Here is a 15,624-nt window from a genome sequence, read left to right on the forward strand (position 1 = left end):
TTACCTGATCACATTGGCGCGCTACCAGACTAACATCACACCCAATGACCCTGGCGGCAGACATTTCGACCAGAGCAACGTCAAAGACCATTCATGCTTCATGGGGTTTTCTTGAGATTTCTTTGCACATCCAGCCACCTGCCGGAATCACAGAGCCGGGGGTTCGAGCTGGAAGACTACAAGCTTCTGGCGATACGCCGAAAAGGCGAAGTTTTCATCTACAAAAACCGCTGCCCGCATCGCGGCATCCCTCTGGAATGGCAGCCCGACCAGTTTTTGGACAGCAGCGCCAGCCTGATCCAGTGCGCCACCCACGGTGCGCTATTTCTGATCGAGAATGGCGAGTGCGTGGCCGGCCCCTGCGAAGGTCAGTCACTGACCGCGCTGGACTCCCATGAAGATGCTCAGGGTATCTGGGTAACGTTGCCCGAAGAAGACCTGCAGGACTGAGCACCCGATCATCGCTGGCTTATTCCAGCCATTGCACCCGCAAGGGCCGGTCGATACGTACTTCCTGCGGATCCAACTGCACGCCATAGGCCAGAACCTCGACACCGGCATCCATCGCGTCCTTCAACGCCAGAGCATAAGCGGGATCAATCTCCTGCGCCGGTCGCACCGATTCGATCCCGGTGAGGTTGACGCAATACAGCAGGACCGACCGCACGCCATCGCGTGCCAAAGCCGCCAGTTCGCGCAGGTGACGCGCTCCACGTTGTGTCACGGCATCAGGAAACGCCGCGACAGCCGACCCGTCAAAGCCGAGGGTGACGCTTTTTACTTCCAGATACACAAAACCGTCGGGATACTCGAGACGGAAATCGACCCGGCTTTTTTCCTGCCCATACGCCACCTCGCGCTTGAGCGCAGTGAAACCGTCGAGCTCACTGATCACTCCAGCGCGCAAAGCTTCCTCCACCAGGGTGTTGGCGCGCCCGGTATTGATGCACGCGAAACGGCCCTGCGGCGTTTCACTGATTTCCCACGTTCCCGGCAATTTGCGCTTCGGATCATTGGAGCGACTGAACCAGACTCGCCCTCCCGGCATCATGCAATTGAGCATCGAACCGGTGTTGGGGCAATGAATGGTCAACAGCTCGCCGCTTTCGGTCTCGATATCGGCCAGGAAACGTTTGTAGCGAACAATCAGGCGACCCTGCTCCAGCTCAGGCGAAAACCGCATCAGGCGCTCCAGCTGCGCAGGCCGCGGGCGATGCGCTCGACAGCCTCCTGCAATCTGGGCAGGCTCTGGGTGTAGGCAAAGCGCACATTATGCCCGGCCAGATGACGACCAAAGTCCAGCCCGGGCGTGAACGCGACATGTTCGGTTTCAAGGAAGTGTCGACAGAAAGCAAAGGCATCACCACCGAAGGCGCTGATGTCGGCATACAGGTAAAACGCGCCCTCAGGCTCGACAGCAATACCAAAACCCAACTCCCGCAAGGCAGGCAGCAGGAAATCCCGACGGCGACCGAATTCTGCACGGCGCTGCTCGAGAATCTCCAGCGTCTGCGGTTCGAAGCAGGCGAGCGCCGCGTATTGCGCCATGCTGGGCGCACTGATGTAGAGGTTCTGAGCCAGCTTTTCCAGGTCGCCAACCGCATCTGCCGGCGCGACCAGCCAACCCAGACGCCAGCCGGTCATGCCGAAGTACTTGGAAAAACTGTTGAGCACAAAGGCGTCATCATCGACTTCAAGCACACTGCTGGCGTCCATGCCATAGGTCAGGCCGTGGTAAATCTCGTCAACCACCAGATGCCCGTTGCGCGCTTTCAAGGTCTGCGCCAGGGCGGCCAGTTCATCGCGATGCAACAAGGTACCGGTGGGATTGGCGGGCGATGCCACCAGCGCACCGACACTGTCGTCATTCCAGCATTGTTCGACCAGTTCGGGCGTCAGTTGATAGCGCTCCTGCGGGCCGACCGGCACCAGTTGCGCGCCACCTTCGACCAGACGCAGAAAATGCCGATTGCACGGATAACCCGGATCGGCAAGGAGCCAGTGCTTGCCCGGATCCACCAGCAGACTGCTGGCCAGCAGCAGCGCACCCGAACCGCCCGGCGTGACCAGAATTCGCTCGGGATCGATTTCAACCTGATAACGCTGGGCATAGAAACCGGAAATCGCCTCACGCAGCTGGGGCAGCCCACGGGCGGCGGTATAGCGTGTCTTGCCGTCTGCCAGCGCCGCCTGGCCGGCCGCAATAATGGGTGCGGCTGTCGTGAAATCCGGCTCGCCTATCTCCAGATGGATAACGTCGTGACCCGCCGCCTGCAGCTCATTAGCGCGCGCCAGCAGCGCCATGACATGAAACGGTTCGATGGCGCGACTGCGCGCACTGTAAGGCTGGGCCATGGGTCTTCCTTTATGACGAAGGCTTCTGGAAATGTGATTGTCACGACAGAGGAGCACGATTCTACCCACCCTGCGCCAGCGGTACCCTAAATGATCTTGCAGGGCGTATCGATAAAGCCGGAAGAAAAGAAAGCTACGACGGCCGTCCAGAGCTAGAGTTCATTTAAGGTAAAGGCAGTTTCGTTCCGGTCGTCTCTGCAAGCAGACCGCTTCGTCATGCTCGACAACCGGGAGTAGCGCACTCCGATTTGATCTGGTAAGTTCGCCCGCTTGCAGCTGCAGGGCCGACGGGTGTCGGTGATGGAACAATCCTGCGCAATAGATTAGAAGAGTGAGAGGCGGTCCATACATGCCCACCCCAGAAAAGCAACAGAACCATCTAATCAGCGGCTTTTCACCCTACGTTCCGACGAAGGATGAAGAGTACATGAGCGAGCCTATGCGCGCGCACTTCACCAAGATCCTGAACAAGTGGAAACAGGACTTGATGCAAGAGGTCGACCGCACGGTGGACCACATGAAGGACGAAGCTGCCAATTTCCCTGACCCGGCGGACCGCGCCAGTCAGGAAGAAGAGTTCAGCCTTGAACTTCGCGCCCGTGATCGCGAACGCAAACTGATCAAGAAGATCGACAAGACGCTGCAACTGATCCTTGACGAAGAGTATGGCTGGTGCGAATCCTGCGGCGTCGAGATCGGCATCCGCCGCCTCGAAGCCCGTCCGACTGCGGATCTGTGCATCGACTGCAAGACGCTGGCGGAAATCAAGGAAAAACAGGTCGGTAAGTGACCTGCAGGACCTGCCTTGAATAAAAAAGACGCTTCGGCGTCTTTTTTTTGTTTTTACGGATCAGGAAGTCGCTTTTGATCGCGCACATCGCTCTACGTGGAGATGCAGCTCGCCTCACGCTTGCTCGCCAAAGCTGCGCACCAGTAACATCCGGCCCATGAAAAAATCTGCCTACATCGGGCGCTTTGCGCCGACGCCCAGTGGTTATCTGCATTTTGGTTCGCTGGTCGCAGCGCTTGCGTCCTATCTCGACGCGCGCGCAGCAGGCGGACAGTGGCTGATGCGCATGGAAGATCTGGATCCGCCCCGTGAAGTGACCGGTGCGCAAGCCGCCATTCTCGAAACACTGGAGCGTTACGGTTTCGAGTGGGACGGCGAGTTGCTCCGTCAGAGCGAACGCCACGACGCCTACGCCGCCATTATCGATCGCTGGTTCAGCCATGGCCTGGCCTATGCCTGCACCTGCTCACGCAAACAACTGGAAGAATATAACGGCGTTTATCCCGGCCTGTGCCGCAACGCAGGGCATTCGCCCGACAATGCCGCCATCCGTATTCGGGTGCCGGAACTGGAATATCGCTTCGAAGACCGGGTGCAAGGCACGTTCCGCATGCACCTGGGCAATGAAAGCGGAGATTTCGTGATTCGCCGCCGGGATGGCCTGTACGCCTATCAACTGGCAGTCGTCATCGACGATGCCTGGCAAGGCGTGACGGATATCGTGCGCGGCGCGGACCTGCTGGACTCGACTCCCCGCCAGTTGTATCTGCAGGAGTTGCTGGGCATTCCTGAGCCGCGCTACCTGCACGTGCCGCTGATTACCCAACCGGACGGCCACAAGCTCGGAAAATCCTATCGCTCGCCGCCCTTGCCTGCCGATCAGGCCACGCCCCTGCTGCTGCGTGCCTTGCGTGCGCTGGGTCAGCCCACCGATTCGCAGTTGATGTACGCAACAGCGCACGAGGTGTTGGCCTGGGGCGTCGAGCACTGGAACCCGGACCTTATCCCCAGGCTGCACAACATTGAAGAAGCCCGGATAGACTGAGCCAGAGCGGTTGCTGAAAACTACTGCTTATGGCTACTTGCAGCTTGTCGCGCATCCGTTACCATGCCGCTCCTCATCTACCAGCGCAGGGAGACCAGATGTACATATACCGGTTGGTTTTGCTTCTGGTGGTAGGTATTTACCTTTTCTCCCCGGCCATCATGGACTGGTGGATCGACGCGACAGGTGCCTGGTACCGGCCTTATCTGCTTTGGCTGATCCTGATCGTGGTGACTTTCATTCTGCAGAGCCAGCGAGATGCCGATGAGCTTTAGCCTGACGCAGATGTTGCTGGTGAGCGCCGGCTATCTGCTGGTGCTGTTTGGTGTTGCCTGGGTCAGCGAGCGCGGCCTGATTCCGCGCGCAATCATTCGTCATCCACTGACCTACACCCTGTCGTTGGGCGTCTATGCCAGTGCCTGGGCGTTCTACGGCACGGTCGGGCTGGCCTATCAGTACGGCTATGGCTTTCTGTCCAGCTACCTCGGTGTGTCCGGTGCATTCCTGCTGGCACCGGTGCTGCTTTACCCGATTCTGAAGATCACCCGTACCTACCAGCTGTCATCACTGGCCGACCTGTTCGCGTTCCGCTTCCGCAGTACCTGGGCGGGCGCGCTGACCACGGTGTTCATGCTGATTGGTGTGCTGCCCTTGCTGGCGCTGCAGATTCAGGCGGTTGCCGACTCGATCAGCATCCTGACGCGCGAGCCGGTGCAGGACCGTGTGGCCGTGGCGTTTTGCGCGATCATCATGCTGTTCACGATCTTCTTCGGCTCACGGCACATCGCGACGCGCGAAAAACACGAGGGATTGGTATTCGCCATCGCGTTTGAATCGCTGGTCAAACTGATCGCGCTGGGCGGCGTCGGGCTGTATGCGCTGTATGGCGTATTCGATGGGCCGCAGCAACTGGAGCTCTGGCTGCTGCAGAATCAGACCGCCCTGGCTTCGCTGCATACGCCGCTGCAGGAAGGTCCGTGGCGCACGTTGCTGCTGGTGTTCTTCGCCTCGGCGATCGTGATGCCGCACATGTACCACATGACCTTCACCGAAAACCTCAACCCGCGCTCGCTGGTCAGTGCAAGCTGGGGCCTGCCGCTGTTCCTGCTGCTGATCAGCCTCGCCGTCCCGCTGATTCTCTGGGCCGGACTCAAGCTCGGCGCGACGACCAGCCCCGAATACTTCACCCTCGGCATCGGCATGGCCGCCAACAAGCCGGCCCTCGCGCTGCTCGCCTACATTGGCGGTCTGTCAGCGGCCAGCGGACTGATCATCGTCACCACGCTCGCGCTGTCGGGCATGGCGCTCAACCATCTGGTGCTGCCGCTTTACCAGCCTCCGGCTGAAGGCAACATCTATCGCTGGCTGAAATGGACCCGACGCGGGCTTATCGTGGCGATCATCGCCGCAGGCTATGGCTTCTACCTGATGCTCGGCGCCCAGCAGGATCTGGCCAATCTGGGCATCGTGGCCTTCGTTGCGACGCTGCAGTTTCTGCCAGGCGTGCTCTCAGTGCTCTACTGGCCGACGGCGAACCGGCGCGGCTTTATTGCCGGATTGCTGGCCGGGATCGCGGTCTGGGTGGTGAGCATGCTGCTGCCGTTGATCAGCAACCTGCAGGGCTTCTACATTCCGCTGCTGAACATGATCTACGTGCTGGACGACACCAGCTGGCACATGGCGGCCATCGCATCCCTGGCCGCCAACGTGCTGTTGTTCACCCTGGTGTCGCTGTTCACCAATGCCAGCGCCGAAGAAGTCAGCGCCGCCGAGGCCTGCGCGGTCGATAACGTGCGCAGGCCGCAACGCCGCGAACTTCACGCCGTGTCGCCCCAGGAGTTCGCCACGCAACTGGCTAAGCCGCTGGGCGCGAAGGCGGCGCAGAAAGAAGTCGAACAGGCCCTGCGCGATCTGTATCTGCCTTTCGATGAACGCAGGCCTTACGCCTTGCGGCGCCTGCGCGACCGGATCGAGGCCAATCTGTCCGGCCTGATGGGCCCCAGTGTCGCTCAGGACATGGTGGAGACGTTCCTGCCCTACAAATCGGGCAGCGAAAAATACGTCACCGAAGATATCCACTTCATCGAAAGCCGGCTTGAGGATTACCACTCGCGCCTGACCGGTCTCGCTGCCGAGCTCGATGCGCTGCGCCGCTACCATCGCCAGACCCTGCAGGAACTGCCGATGGGTGTGTGCTCGCTGGCCGAGGATCAGGAAATCCTGATGTGGAACCGCGCCATGGAAGAGCTGACCGGCATCGTCGCGCAGCGCGTCGTGGGGTCACGCCTTGAAACCATTGCCGAGCCTTGGAAAGGCCTGCTGACCGGCTTCGTCAGCGTGCCTGACGAACACTTACACAAGCAGCGCCTTGGCCTGGACGGGCAGACCCGCTGGCTCAACCTGCACAAGGCGGCCATCAACGAGCCGCTCGCTCCGGGCAACAGCGGTCTGGTACTGCTGGTCGAAGACCTGACCGACACTCAGATGCTTGAAGACAAGCTGGTCCACTCCGAACGACTGGCGAGCATTGGCCGACTGGCGGCAGGTGTCGCCCACGAGATCGGCAATCCGATCACCGGTATTGCCTGTCTGGCGCAGAACCTTCGGGAAGAGCGTGAAGAAGACGACGAGCTGAAGGAAATCAGCAGCCAGATTCTCGAACAGACCAAACGCGTGTCGCGTATCGTGCAGTCGCTGATGAGCTTTGCCCACGCCGGCGCTCATCAGCACAGCGACGAAGCCGTCTGTCTGGCCGAAGTGGCTCAGGATGCCATCGGCCTGCTGGCATTGAACCGACGCAATTTCGAAGTGCAGTTCTATAACCTGTGCAACCCCGAACACTGGGTCGATGGTGACCCGCAACGGCTTGCGCAGGTGCTGATCAACCTGCTGTCCAATGCGCGCGATGCTTCGCCTGCGGGCAGCGCGGTCAGGGTCAAGAGCGAAGCATCCGAACACACTGTGGATTTGATCGTCGAGGACGAAGGCAGTGGAATATCCAAGGCAATCATGGACCGATTGTTCGAGCCATTCTTCACCACAAAGGACCCCGGTGAAGGAACAGGACTGGGGCTTGCGCTGGTCTATTCCATCGTTGAAGAGCATTATGGACAAATCACCATCGACAGCCCGGCCGACCCCGAGCACCAGCGTGGTACCCGTATCCGGGTGACTCTGCCACGCCATGTCGACGCGACGTCCACCGCGAACTGAGACCGTCGAGAGAACTGAATCAATGCCGCATATTTTGATCGTCGAAGACGAAACGATTATCCGCTCAGCCCTGCGTCGCCTGCTTGAACGCAATCAGTATGAAGTCAGTGAAGCCGGTTCCGTTCAGGAGGCTCAGGAACGTTTCAGCATCCCGTCCTTTGACCTGATCGTCAGTGACCTGCGGCTCCCGGGCGCGCCCGGTACCGAGCTGATCAAGCTGGGCGAAGGCAAGCCGGTGCTGATCATGACCAGCTACGCCAGCCTGCGCTCGGCAGTCGACTCGATGAAAATGGGCGCGGTGGATTACATCGCCAAGCCCTTCGATCACGACGAAATGCTTCAGGCCGTGTCGCGCATCCTGCGCGACCGCCAGACGGTCAGCAGCCTGCAGGCCGAACGCAGCGCCATGGGCAAGGTGAGCAGTGCCGAAAAAGGTACGGCGCCGAACAACAACGGCGAGATCGGCATCATCGGTTCATGCCCGCCTATGCTCGATCTTTACAGTAAGATTCGCAAAGTGGCGCCGACCGATTCCAACGTGCTGGTTCAGGGCGAGTCGGGCACGGGTAAAGAGCTGGTCGCCCGCGCCCTGCACAACCTGTCGCGCCGCGCCAAGGCACCGATGATTTCCGTCAACTGTGCAGCCATTCCAGAATCGCTCATCGAGTCCGAGCTGTTCGGCCACGAGAAAGGCGCGTTCACCGGCGCCAGCGCCGGGCGTGCCGGTCTGGTGGAGGCGGCGGATGGCGGCACACTGTTTCTCGACGAGATCGGCGAACTGCCGCTGGAAGCCCAGGCGCGCCTGTTGCGCGTCCTGCAGGAAGGCGAGATTCGCCGGGTTGGCTCAGTGCAGTCGCAAAAGGTCGATGTGCGACTGATTGCAGCCACTCACCGGGACCTCAAGACCCTGGCCAAGAATGGCGAATTCCGCGAAGACCTTTTTTATCGCCTGCACGTCATCGCCCTCAAGCTTCCGGCGTTGCGCGAACGTGGCAGCGATGTGCTGGAAATCGCTCACGCCTTTCTGGCACGTCAGAGCGCCAAGGTCGGCCGCAACGACCTGAAGTTCGCACCGGATGCCGAGCAGGCGATTCGTCACTACAGCTGGCCGGGCAACGTCCGGGAACTGGAAAACGCAGTAGAGCGTTCGGTGATTCTCTGCGAGAACCCGGAGATCACCGCCGACCTGCTGGGTATCGATATCGAGCTGGACGGTCTGGGTGACGATGAGTACATGGGCCTTGCGCCGCTGCCCAATGGTTCGACCTCCGGCAGCAGCGAGCCGACCGAGGACCTGTCACTCGAAGATTATTTCCAGCATTTCGTTCTGGAACATCAGGACCATATGACCGAAACCGAGCTGGCTCGCAAACTCGGGGTCAGCCGCAAGTGCCTGTGGGAACGTCGTCAGCGCCTGGGGATACCCCGTCGCAAGGGTGTAACCAGCGAAACCTGACACCTTGCGCGAGGCTCTGGCACGCGGTGCTCAGGGCTTTGCGCAAACTGTTACCCTCCTCGTCTCACGTAACAAAAGCCGGGTCTTACGGTAACGAAGTCCTGGCTTTTTTATGCCTGCCGTTCCCGACAAAAGCCAGCGAAGCCCCGGTTTACGGGGTTTTTCAAAAGTTGGCACAGGTCCTGCTATATCTCTTGTACAAGAAGAACAACAAGCAGCACGACACCCATAACAAGAACAATACGAATCGACTCACGCATAACAAGAACAACACGGCGGAGGCGCAGCTAACTGATTCTTTTGGAGAGGAGTTGTATTTGGGGCTTGCCCCGCAACCAGGCCGAGAACAACAAAAACTACCCTTAGGTAGAGCCTGAACTGGTTGGATCGAATGATCATTGCAACGCAGCGACCAAAGCAATCCGTTTGCTCTTGACTCCCGATTGGGAGGTTTCACAGACGAAAGTCTCGTGAATGGGCACTCAACAAAAACAAGAAGCCCTAACAGAAAATAATAATAAAGAGCACACACTTTGGGGGAGCTTCGGCTCCCCCAGTAGCTTCCAGAGTAAAACCCGGCCGCACTTTCCCCGCCTTCAGCGACAGCTTCCTACACCATCCCTCGACTAAATGCTAGAATCCCCGCCCATCATGCGGTCATTCCACGTTTTTGGCCGAATATTCCTTCAAACAGTGCATCCCATGCTGAAGAAGCTGTTCCAGTCATTTCGCTCTCCACTGCGCAAGCCGCAGCAACACACGCGCACCACGCCTGAAGTGCTCAATAGCGGCCAGCATTCGCTGCAACGCGGTCAATTCAGTCGCTACGCCGTCAATATCGTCGAGCGCCTGCAGAACGCAGGCTACCAGGCCTATCTGGTCGGTGGCTGCGTCCGTGACATGATGCTCAATATCACGCCCAAGGATTTCGACGTCGCCACCAGCGCCACGCCGGAACAGGTGCGTGCTGAATTTCGCAACGCCCGCATCATTGGCCGCCGGTTCAAGCTGGTCCATATCCACTTCGGTCGAGAAATCATCGAAGTCGCAACGTTCCGCGCCAATCATCCACAGGATGACGAAGAGGAGGACAGCAATCAGTCCTCGCGCAACGAAAGCGGGCGCATCCTGCGCGACAACGTGTACGGCACCCTTGAAGAGGACGCCCAGCGTCGCGACTTCACGATCAATGCCCTGTATTACGACCCGGTTACCGAACGCGTGCTGGATTACGCCAACGGCGTGCACGATATCCGCAATCGCCTGATCCGCCTGATTGGCGATCCCGAGCAGCGCTACAAGGAAGACCCGGTGCGCATGCTGCGCGCCGTGCGTTTCGCCGCCAAGCTGGATTTCGGCATTGAAAAGCACAGCGCCCTGCCGATTCGTCCTCTGGCCGCCATGCTGCGTGATATTCCGTCGGCGCGCCTGTTCGAAGAAGTGCTCAAGCTGTTCCTTTCCGGTCATGCCGCGTCGACGTTCGAGATGCTGGTGGATCTGGAGCTGTTCGAACCGCTGTTCCCGGCCAGCTCCAAGGCGCTGGAATACAACCCGACCTACACGCACACACTGATCAGCAACGCCTTGATCAACACTGATCTGCGCATCAAGCAGAACAAGCCGGTCACTCCGGCCTTCCTGTTTGCTGCCCTGCTGTGGCCCGCCCTGCCTGCCAAGGTGCTGCGCGCCCAGGAACGCGGCATGCCGCCGATCGCCGCGATGCAGGAAGCGGCACATGAACTGATCATCGAACAATGTCAGCGCATCGCGATTCCGAAGCGCTTCACCCTGCCGATCCGCGAGATCTGGGACATGCAGGAGCGCTTGCCACGTCGCTCCGGCAAACGCGCCGATCTGCTGCTCGACAACTCACGCTTCCGCGCCGGTTACGACTTCCTGCTCCTGCGCGAATCAGCAGGCGAACAGACTGATGGTCTGGGCCAGTGGTGGACCGATTATCAGGAGTGCAATGAAAGCGAGCGCCGCGACATGATTCGCGACCTGAGTGGCAAGCCTGAAGCCGCCGGGGCCGCGCCGCGCAAACGTCGTCGCACCAGCGGCGCGAAGCGCAAGCGCAACGGTGCCGAGACATCCGGCGGTGAGTAACACGTTGTTCAAAACCGAACGCGTCTTTATCGGCCTGGGCAGCAACCTTGCAGACCCGGCCGAACAACTGCGCAGCGCCCTCAAGGCACTGGAGCAGTTGCCGGGCAGCCAACTGGCGGGCAGCTCATCGTTTTACGTCAGCGACTCGCTGCTCCCCGGCCAACCGCGCTTCACCAACGCGGTCGCCGCACTGGACACGTCCCTCGCCCCGCTGGTCTTGCTCGACGCGCTTCAGTCCATCGAGCTGGATCAGGGCCGTGAGCGCCACGAACGCTGGGGCCCGCGCACGCTGGACCTGGATATCCTGCTGTTCGGCAACCACCTGATCGACGAACCCCGTCTCAAGGTGCCGCATTACCACATGCAGGAAAGACCGTTCGTGCTGTACCCGCTGGCCGAACTGGCACCTGGGCTGATCCTCGCAGACGGTCGCGAACTGGGTCAGTTGCTGAATAATTGCCCGTTCGTTGGCCTGGAACGTTTGCCCGCTCAGGCGTAGTGTCCTCCTGCCACCCGTTACCCTTGCTGTAACCGCCCCGGCAAACGGTAACACCCGCAATTGACTTCACGCCCCCTCCTCACGAAGATAGGCCTCCCGCCGCCACCCCTGTGGCGAACGGGCGCGAAACAGGCCTTTGCAAAACACCGCGACACGACGGTGTGCCTGCTTTTCCAGGATGACTCTCACGCGCTGAGTGCCGCAGTTTTCAGCGCCTGATGGAGGACTTTACATGCCGAACATAACCGTTACGTCGCTGCTGGGTATGAAACAGAAAGGTGAAAAGATCACCATGCTGACCTGCTACGACGCGACCTTCGCCCACGCTGCCAGTCAGGCGGGCGTCGAAGTGCTGCTGATAGGTGACTCGCTGGGCATGGTCCTGCAGGGTCATGACAGCACGCTGCCTGTTACCACTGCGGAAATGGCTTACCACGTCGCCTGCGTCAAACGCGGCAACCAGGGTGCGCTGATCCTCGCTGACCTGCCGTTCATGGCCAACGCCACCCTCGACCAGACCTTTATCAACAGCACCACGCTGATGCAGGCCGGTGCGCACATGGTCAAGGTTGAAGGCGCTGCCTGGCTGGCCGAGTCGATCCGTTTGCTGGCAGAGCGCGGCATTCCGGTCTGCGCCCACATGGGCCTGACGCCACAGTCGGTGAATGTGCTGGGCGGTTACAAGGTGCAGGGTCGCCTGGAAACACAGGCACGCCAGATGCGTGCCGATGCCATTACGCTGGAACAGGCCGGTGCGGCGATGATTCTGCTCGAATGCGTGCCGAGCGAATTGGCAGAAGAAATTACCCACGCGGTGAAGATCCCGGTCATCGGTATAGGCGCAGGCAGCGCCACCGACGGTCAGGTGCTGGTGTTGCACGACATGCTCGGCCTGTCCATCACCGGACGGGTTCCCAAGTTCGTGAAGAACTTCATGGTCGGCCAGCCTGATATCCAGTCGGCCATCCAGGCGTACGTCAGCGCCGTCAAAGACGTCAGCTTTCCAGCTATCGAACACGGATTCTCGGCATGATCACAGTCTCAACCGTTTCGGAACTGCGCGCAGCGGTCGCCAATGCACGCCGTGAAGGCAAACGCATAGGCCTGACGCCGACCATGGGCAACCTGCACAGCGGCCATGCCGCACTGGTCACTCGAGCGACTCAGTGCGCAGACTTTGTGGTCGCGACCATCTTCGTCAATCCTTTGCAGTTCGGCGCCAACGAAGACCTGGCCACCTACCCGCGCACATTGGCGGCAGATCAGGAACGCCTTCAGGAAGCAGGCTGTGACCTGCTGTTCACGCCCACCGTTGAAGAAATGTACCCCAACGGCATGGGCGTACAGACGCTCGTCAGCGTGCCGCTTGTTTCCGAAGGCCTGTGCGGCGCAAGTCGCCCCGGCCATTTCGACGGCGTCGCAACCGTTGTCAGCAAGCTGTTCAACATGGTCCAGCCCGATGTTGCGGTGTTCGGCGAAAAGGACTTTCAGCAACTGGCCGTGATTCGCGCCATGGTCCGCGACCTGAACATGCCGATCCAGATCATCGGCGAGCCGACAGTACGTGCCGACGACGGTCTGGCGCTGTCCTCACGCAACGGCTACCTGAACGAAGAACAACGCGCCGCTGCGCCCGCGCTCTATCGCGTGCTTCGCCAGATTGGCGAGGCGATCACCGTTGGCGAGCAGGATTTCGACGGCCTGCTGCAACGCAACAGGCAACAACTGGAAGCCGCAGGCTTTCGCATCGACTATCTGGAAATACGCGAGGCCACCGGTCTGCGACCGGCCACAGTGCAGGATCGCGATCTGGTCGTCATAGCCGCCGCGTTCATGGGCAAGACCCGCCTGATCGACAATCTGCACCTGATCAAGGAATAACAACAAGATGCACACCGTGATGCTCAAAGCCAAACTGCACCGCGCCGAAGTCACCCATGCGGTGCTCGACTATGAAGGCTCATGCGCCATCGATGGCGAGTGGCTGGACCTGTCAGGGATTCGTGAGTACGAACAGATCCAGATCTACAACATCGACAATGGCGAACGCTTCACCACCTATGCCATTCGCGGTGAAGAAGGTTCGCGCATGATTTCGGTGAACGGTGCCGCGGCGCACAAGGCGAAAGTCGGCGACCGGGTGATCATTTGCGCCTACGCTCATTATTCGGAAGCAGAACTGGTCAATTTCAAGCCACGCATGCTGTACATGGCGCCGGGCAATGAACTAAGCCACACCAGTAATGCCATACCCGTACAGTTTGCGTAACCGATTGCCGACAGCATTCAACTGAAAAGCCCGCCCGTTGTGTGAGAAATAGTACCGGGCTTACGTACGGCAAAGCGCAGACAAACAGGTAGACGAGGGCGTAGTCTGCGTAATGTGGCCAATGGGTCAAATCGCAACCTCGCTCCATAAAGCCCCAGAAGATCCAGTTAAGGAAACCCGCAGCGATGGCGTACTACCGCACTCCTTCCGATGTGACCGCTCTGCCCGCCTGGCAGGCGTTGAGTGAACACCGCAAAGCCATGCAGGATTTCAGCATGCGCGAGGCGTTCAATGCAGATCCCAAGCGCTTCAGTGAATTCACCCTGAGCAGTGCTGGCCTGTTCCTCGACTACTCGAAAAACCTGATTACCACCGAAACGCGTGACCTGCTGGTAAGCCTGGCCAATGAAGTGGGCCTGAAAGACGCGATCAAGGCACAGTATGACGGCGAGCTGGTCAACTCCTCCGAAGGCCGCCCTGCCCTGCACACGGCACTGCGTCGTCCTGTCGGCGACAAGCTGAAGGTCAACGGGGTTGATGTCATCCCGGATGTACACCGCGTGCTCAACCAGATGACTGAACTGGTCGGCCGCATCCACGACGGTCTGTGGCGCGGCTACACCGAAAAGCCGATCACTGACGTGGTCAATATCGGTATCGGTGGCTCCTTCCTCGGCCCGGAGTTGGTCTCCGAAGCACTGGTTGCCTACGCCCACAAAGGCGTTCGCTGCCATTACCTGGCGAACATCGACGGCAGTGAATTCCACGAGCTGTCGATGAAGATTCGTGCAGAAACCACGCTGTTCATTGTTTCGTCGAAGTCGTTCAACACCCTCGAAACATTGAAGAACGCTCAGGCTGCACGTGCCTGGTATCTGGCGCAGGGCGGCTCCGAAGCAGAACTGCATCGTCACTTCATCGCGGTCTCCAGCAACAACGCTGCGGCTGTGGCCTTCGGTATTCGCGAAGAAAACATCTTCCCGATGTGGGACTGGGTCGGCGGTCGCTACTCGCTGTGGTCGGCCATCGGTCTGCCGATTGCACTGGCGATCGGCATGTCCAACTTCAAGGAACTGCTGTCCGGCGCCTACACCATGGACCAGCATTTCCAGAGCGCGCCGTTCGAGAAGAACATGCCGGTACTGCTGGCCTTGCTGGGCGTCTGGTATGGCAACTTCTGGAATGCGCAGAGCCATGCGATCCTGCCGTATGACCACTACCTGCGTAACATCACCAAGCATTTGCAGCAGCTGGACATGGAATCCAACGGCAAGAGCGTGCGCCAGGATGGCACGCCAGTCTCTACCGACACCGGCCCGGTCATCTGGGGCGGCGTGGGCGCCAACGGTCAGCACGCGTATCACCAGCTGCTGCATCAAGGCACTCAGATGATCCCGGCCGACTTCATCGTGCCAATCGTCAGCTTCAACCCGGTTTCCGACCACCATCAATGGCTGTACGCCAACTGCCTGTCGCAAAGCCAGGCCCTGATGATGGGCAAGACCAAGTCCGAGGCCGAAGCCGAGCTGCGCGAAAAAGGCATGGCCGAAGACGAAGTGCAGAAGCTGGCACCGCACAAGGTCATCCCTGGCAACCGTCCGAGCAACACGCTGGTCGTCGAACGCATCAGCCCACGCCGTCTCGGCGCGCTGGTCGCGATGTATGAACACAAGGTGTTCGTACAAAGCGTGGTCTGGGGCACCAACGCCTTCGACCAGTGGGGCGTCGAGCTGGGCAAGGAAATGGGCAAGGCGGTCTACCATCGCTTGACCGGCGGCACCGAAGAGCCGGCTGATGATGCTTCGACCCAGGGCCTGATCAACTACTTCCGCGGTCGTCACCGCGGTTGATGCACCCTGTCTGATCCGATCGTGCTCATGCTCTGCGTGAG

General features: G+C 59.8%; 14 protein-coding genes. 12 read left to right on the forward strand and 2 right to left on the reverse strand.

What is annotated here, in order from left to right:
- Window positions 1–93: 93 nt before the first annotated feature.
- Window positions 94–450 carry a Rieske (2Fe-2S) protein gene (locus CFBP1590_RS22325; protein WP_371306680.1) on the forward strand — a complete coding sequence of 119 codons (357 nt, stop codon included), beginning with the start codon at window positions 94–96 and terminating at the stop codon, window positions 448–450.
- A 19-nt stretch (window positions 451–469) separates the two neighbouring features.
- Here the strand turns inward: CFBP1590_RS22325 and sfsA are convergent, their stop codons facing one another.
- Together sfsA and CFBP1590_RS22335 are read right to left on the reverse strand one after the other, a co-directional pair.
- On the reverse strand, window positions 470–1,183 hold the full coding sequence (gene sfsA / locus CFBP1590_RS22330) for a DNA/RNA nuclease SfsA (RefSeq protein WP_088235937.1): 714 nt from the start codon (window positions 1,181–1,183) through the stop codon (window positions 470–472).
- Window positions 1,183–2,355 (reverse strand): pyridoxal phosphate-dependent aminotransferase, encoded by a 1,173-nt coding sequence (locus tag CFBP1590_RS22335; protein WP_088235938.1) that lies wholly within the window; start codon window positions 2,353–2,355, stop codon window positions 1,183–1,185. Before CFBP1590_RS22335 ends, sfsA begins: the two co-directional genes overlap by 1 nt.
- Before the next feature lie 349 nt (window positions 2,356–2,704).
- Between CFBP1590_RS22335 and dksA the strand changes: the two genes are divergently transcribed.
- The 11 genes from dksA to pgi all read left to right on the forward strand — a co-directional run bounded on the left by dksA (window position 2,705) and on the right by pgi (window position 15,583).
- The gene (gene dksA, locus CFBP1590_RS22340) at window positions 2,705–3,145 is read left to right on the forward strand and encodes an RNA polymerase-binding protein DksA (protein WP_004879927.1); all 441 of its coding nucleotides are present in this window, start codon (window positions 2,705–2,707) and stop codon (window positions 3,143–3,145) included.
- 157 nt (window positions 3,146–3,302) lie between these two features.
- Entirely contained in the window at window positions 3,303–4,190 is an 888-nt protein-coding gene (gene gluQRS / locus CFBP1590_RS22345) for a tRNA glutamyl-Q(34) synthetase GluQRS (RefSeq protein WP_088235939.1), read from the forward strand.
- Between the two features lie 98 nt (window positions 4,191–4,288).
- A complete protein-coding gene (locus CFBP1590_RS22350) occupies window positions 4,289–4,465 on the forward strand; it encodes a hypothetical protein (protein WP_004879930.1) in 177 nt (58 codons plus the stop codon).
- Entirely contained in the window at window positions 4,449–7,403 is a 2,955-nt protein-coding gene (locus CFBP1590_RS22355; RefSeq protein ID WP_088235940.1) for a sensor histidine kinase, read from the forward strand. The genes CFBP1590_RS22350 and CFBP1590_RS22355 overlap by 17 nt, the downstream gene beginning before the upstream one ends.
- 22 nt (window positions 7,404–7,425) lie before the next feature.
- Window positions 7,426–8,859 (forward strand): sigma-54-dependent transcriptional regulator, encoded by a 1,434-nt coding sequence (locus CFBP1590_RS22360; protein ID WP_043304143.1) that lies wholly within the window; start codon window positions 7,426–7,428, stop codon window positions 8,857–8,859.
- A gap of 702 nt (window positions 8,860–9,561) precedes the next feature.
- Window positions 9,562–10,965 carry a polynucleotide adenylyltransferase PcnB gene (locus CFBP1590_RS22370; protein ID WP_058431528.1) on the forward strand — a complete coding sequence of 468 codons (1,404 nt, stop codon included), beginning with the start codon at window positions 9,562–9,564 and terminating at the stop codon, window positions 10,963–10,965.
- Window positions 10,958–11,464, forward strand: a complete 507-nt coding sequence (gene folK, locus CFBP1590_RS22375; RefSeq protein ID WP_058431527.1) for a 2-amino-4-hydroxy-6-hydroxymethyldihydropteridine diphosphokinase — start codon at window positions 10,958–10,960, stop codon at window positions 11,462–11,464. Before CFBP1590_RS22370 ends, folK begins: the two co-directional genes overlap by 8 nt.
- A 232-nt stretch (window positions 11,465–11,696) precedes the next feature.
- Complete coding sequence (gene panB, locus CFBP1590_RS22380) at window positions 11,697–12,497, forward strand: 3-methyl-2-oxobutanoate hydroxymethyltransferase (RefSeq protein ID WP_004879941.1); 801 nt, start codon at window positions 11,697–11,699, stop codon at window positions 12,495–12,497.
- Window positions 12,494–13,345, forward strand: coding sequence for a pantoate--beta-alanine ligase (panC, locus tag CFBP1590_RS22385; RefSeq protein WP_058431526.1), 852 nt, complete (start codon window positions 12,494–12,496; stop codon window positions 13,343–13,345). The genes panB and panC overlap by 4 nt, the downstream gene beginning before the upstream one ends.
- Before the next feature lie 7 nt (window positions 13,346–13,352).
- The gene (gene panD, locus CFBP1590_RS22390) at window positions 13,353–13,733 is read left to right on the forward strand and encodes an aspartate 1-decarboxylase (RefSeq protein WP_025996635.1); all 381 of its coding nucleotides are present in this window, start codon (window positions 13,353–13,355) and stop codon (window positions 13,731–13,733) included.
- A 185-nt stretch (window positions 13,734–13,918) separates the two neighbouring features.
- A complete protein-coding gene (gene pgi / locus CFBP1590_RS22395; protein ID WP_088235941.1) occupies window positions 13,919–15,583 on the forward strand; it encodes a glucose-6-phosphate isomerase in 1,665 nt (554 codons plus the stop codon).
- Window positions 15,584–15,624 lie beyond the last annotated feature (41 nt).

Source organism: Pseudomonas viridiflava, assembly GCF_900184295.1.
Lineage (GTDB): Bacteria > Pseudomonadota > Gammaproteobacteria > Pseudomonadales > Pseudomonadaceae > Aquipseudomonas > Aquipseudomonas viridiflava.

Bases quoted from the DNA above. Each gene is read 5' to 3' on its own strand.
- pgi (WP_088235941.1), top strand. From the start codon at position 13,919: ATGGCGTACTACCGCACTCCTTCCGATGTGACCGCTCTGCCCGCCTGG.
- panB (WP_004879941.1), top strand. From the start codon at position 11,697: ATGCCGAACATAACCGTTACGTCGCTGCTGGGTATGAAACAGAAAGGT.
- CFBP1590_RS22325 (WP_371306680.1), top strand. From the start codon at position 94: ATGCTTCATGGGGTTTTCTTGAGATTTCTTTGCACATCCAGCCACCTG.
- sfsA (WP_088235937.1), bottom strand. From the start codon at position 1,183: ATGCGGTTTTCGCCTGAGCTGGAGCAGGGTCGCCTGATTGTTCGCTAC.
- CFBP1590_RS22335 (WP_088235938.1), bottom strand. From the start codon at position 2,355: ATGGCCCAGCCTTACAGTGCGCGCAGTCGCGCCATCGAACCGTTTCAT.
- CFBP1590_RS22355 (WP_088235940.1), top strand. From the start codon at position 4,449: ATGCCGATGAGCTTTAGCCTGACGCAGATGTTGCTGGTGAGCGCCGGC.
- CFBP1590_RS22370 (WP_058431528.1), top strand. From the start codon at position 9,562: ATGCTGAAGAAGCTGTTCCAGTCATTTCGCTCTCCACTGCGCAAGCCG.
- CFBP1590_RS22350 (WP_004879930.1), top strand. From the start codon at position 4,289: ATGTACATATACCGGTTGGTTTTGCTTCTGGTGGTAGGTATTTACCTT.
- panD (WP_025996635.1), top strand. From the start codon at position 13,353: ATGCACACCGTGATGCTCAAAGCCAAACTGCACCGCGCCGAAGTCACC.
- dksA (WP_004879927.1), top strand. From the start codon at position 2,705: ATGCCCACCCCAGAAAAGCAACAGAACCATCTAATCAGCGGCTTTTCA.
- panC (WP_058431526.1), top strand. From the start codon at position 12,494: ATGATCACAGTCTCAACCGTTTCGGAACTGCGCGCAGCGGTCGCCAAT.
- CFBP1590_RS22360 (WP_043304143.1), top strand. From the start codon at position 7,426: ATGCCGCATATTTTGATCGTCGAAGACGAAACGATTATCCGCTCAGCC.
- gluQRS (WP_088235939.1), top strand. From the start codon at position 3,303: ATGAAAAAATCTGCCTACATCGGGCGCTTTGCGCCGACGCCCAGTGGT.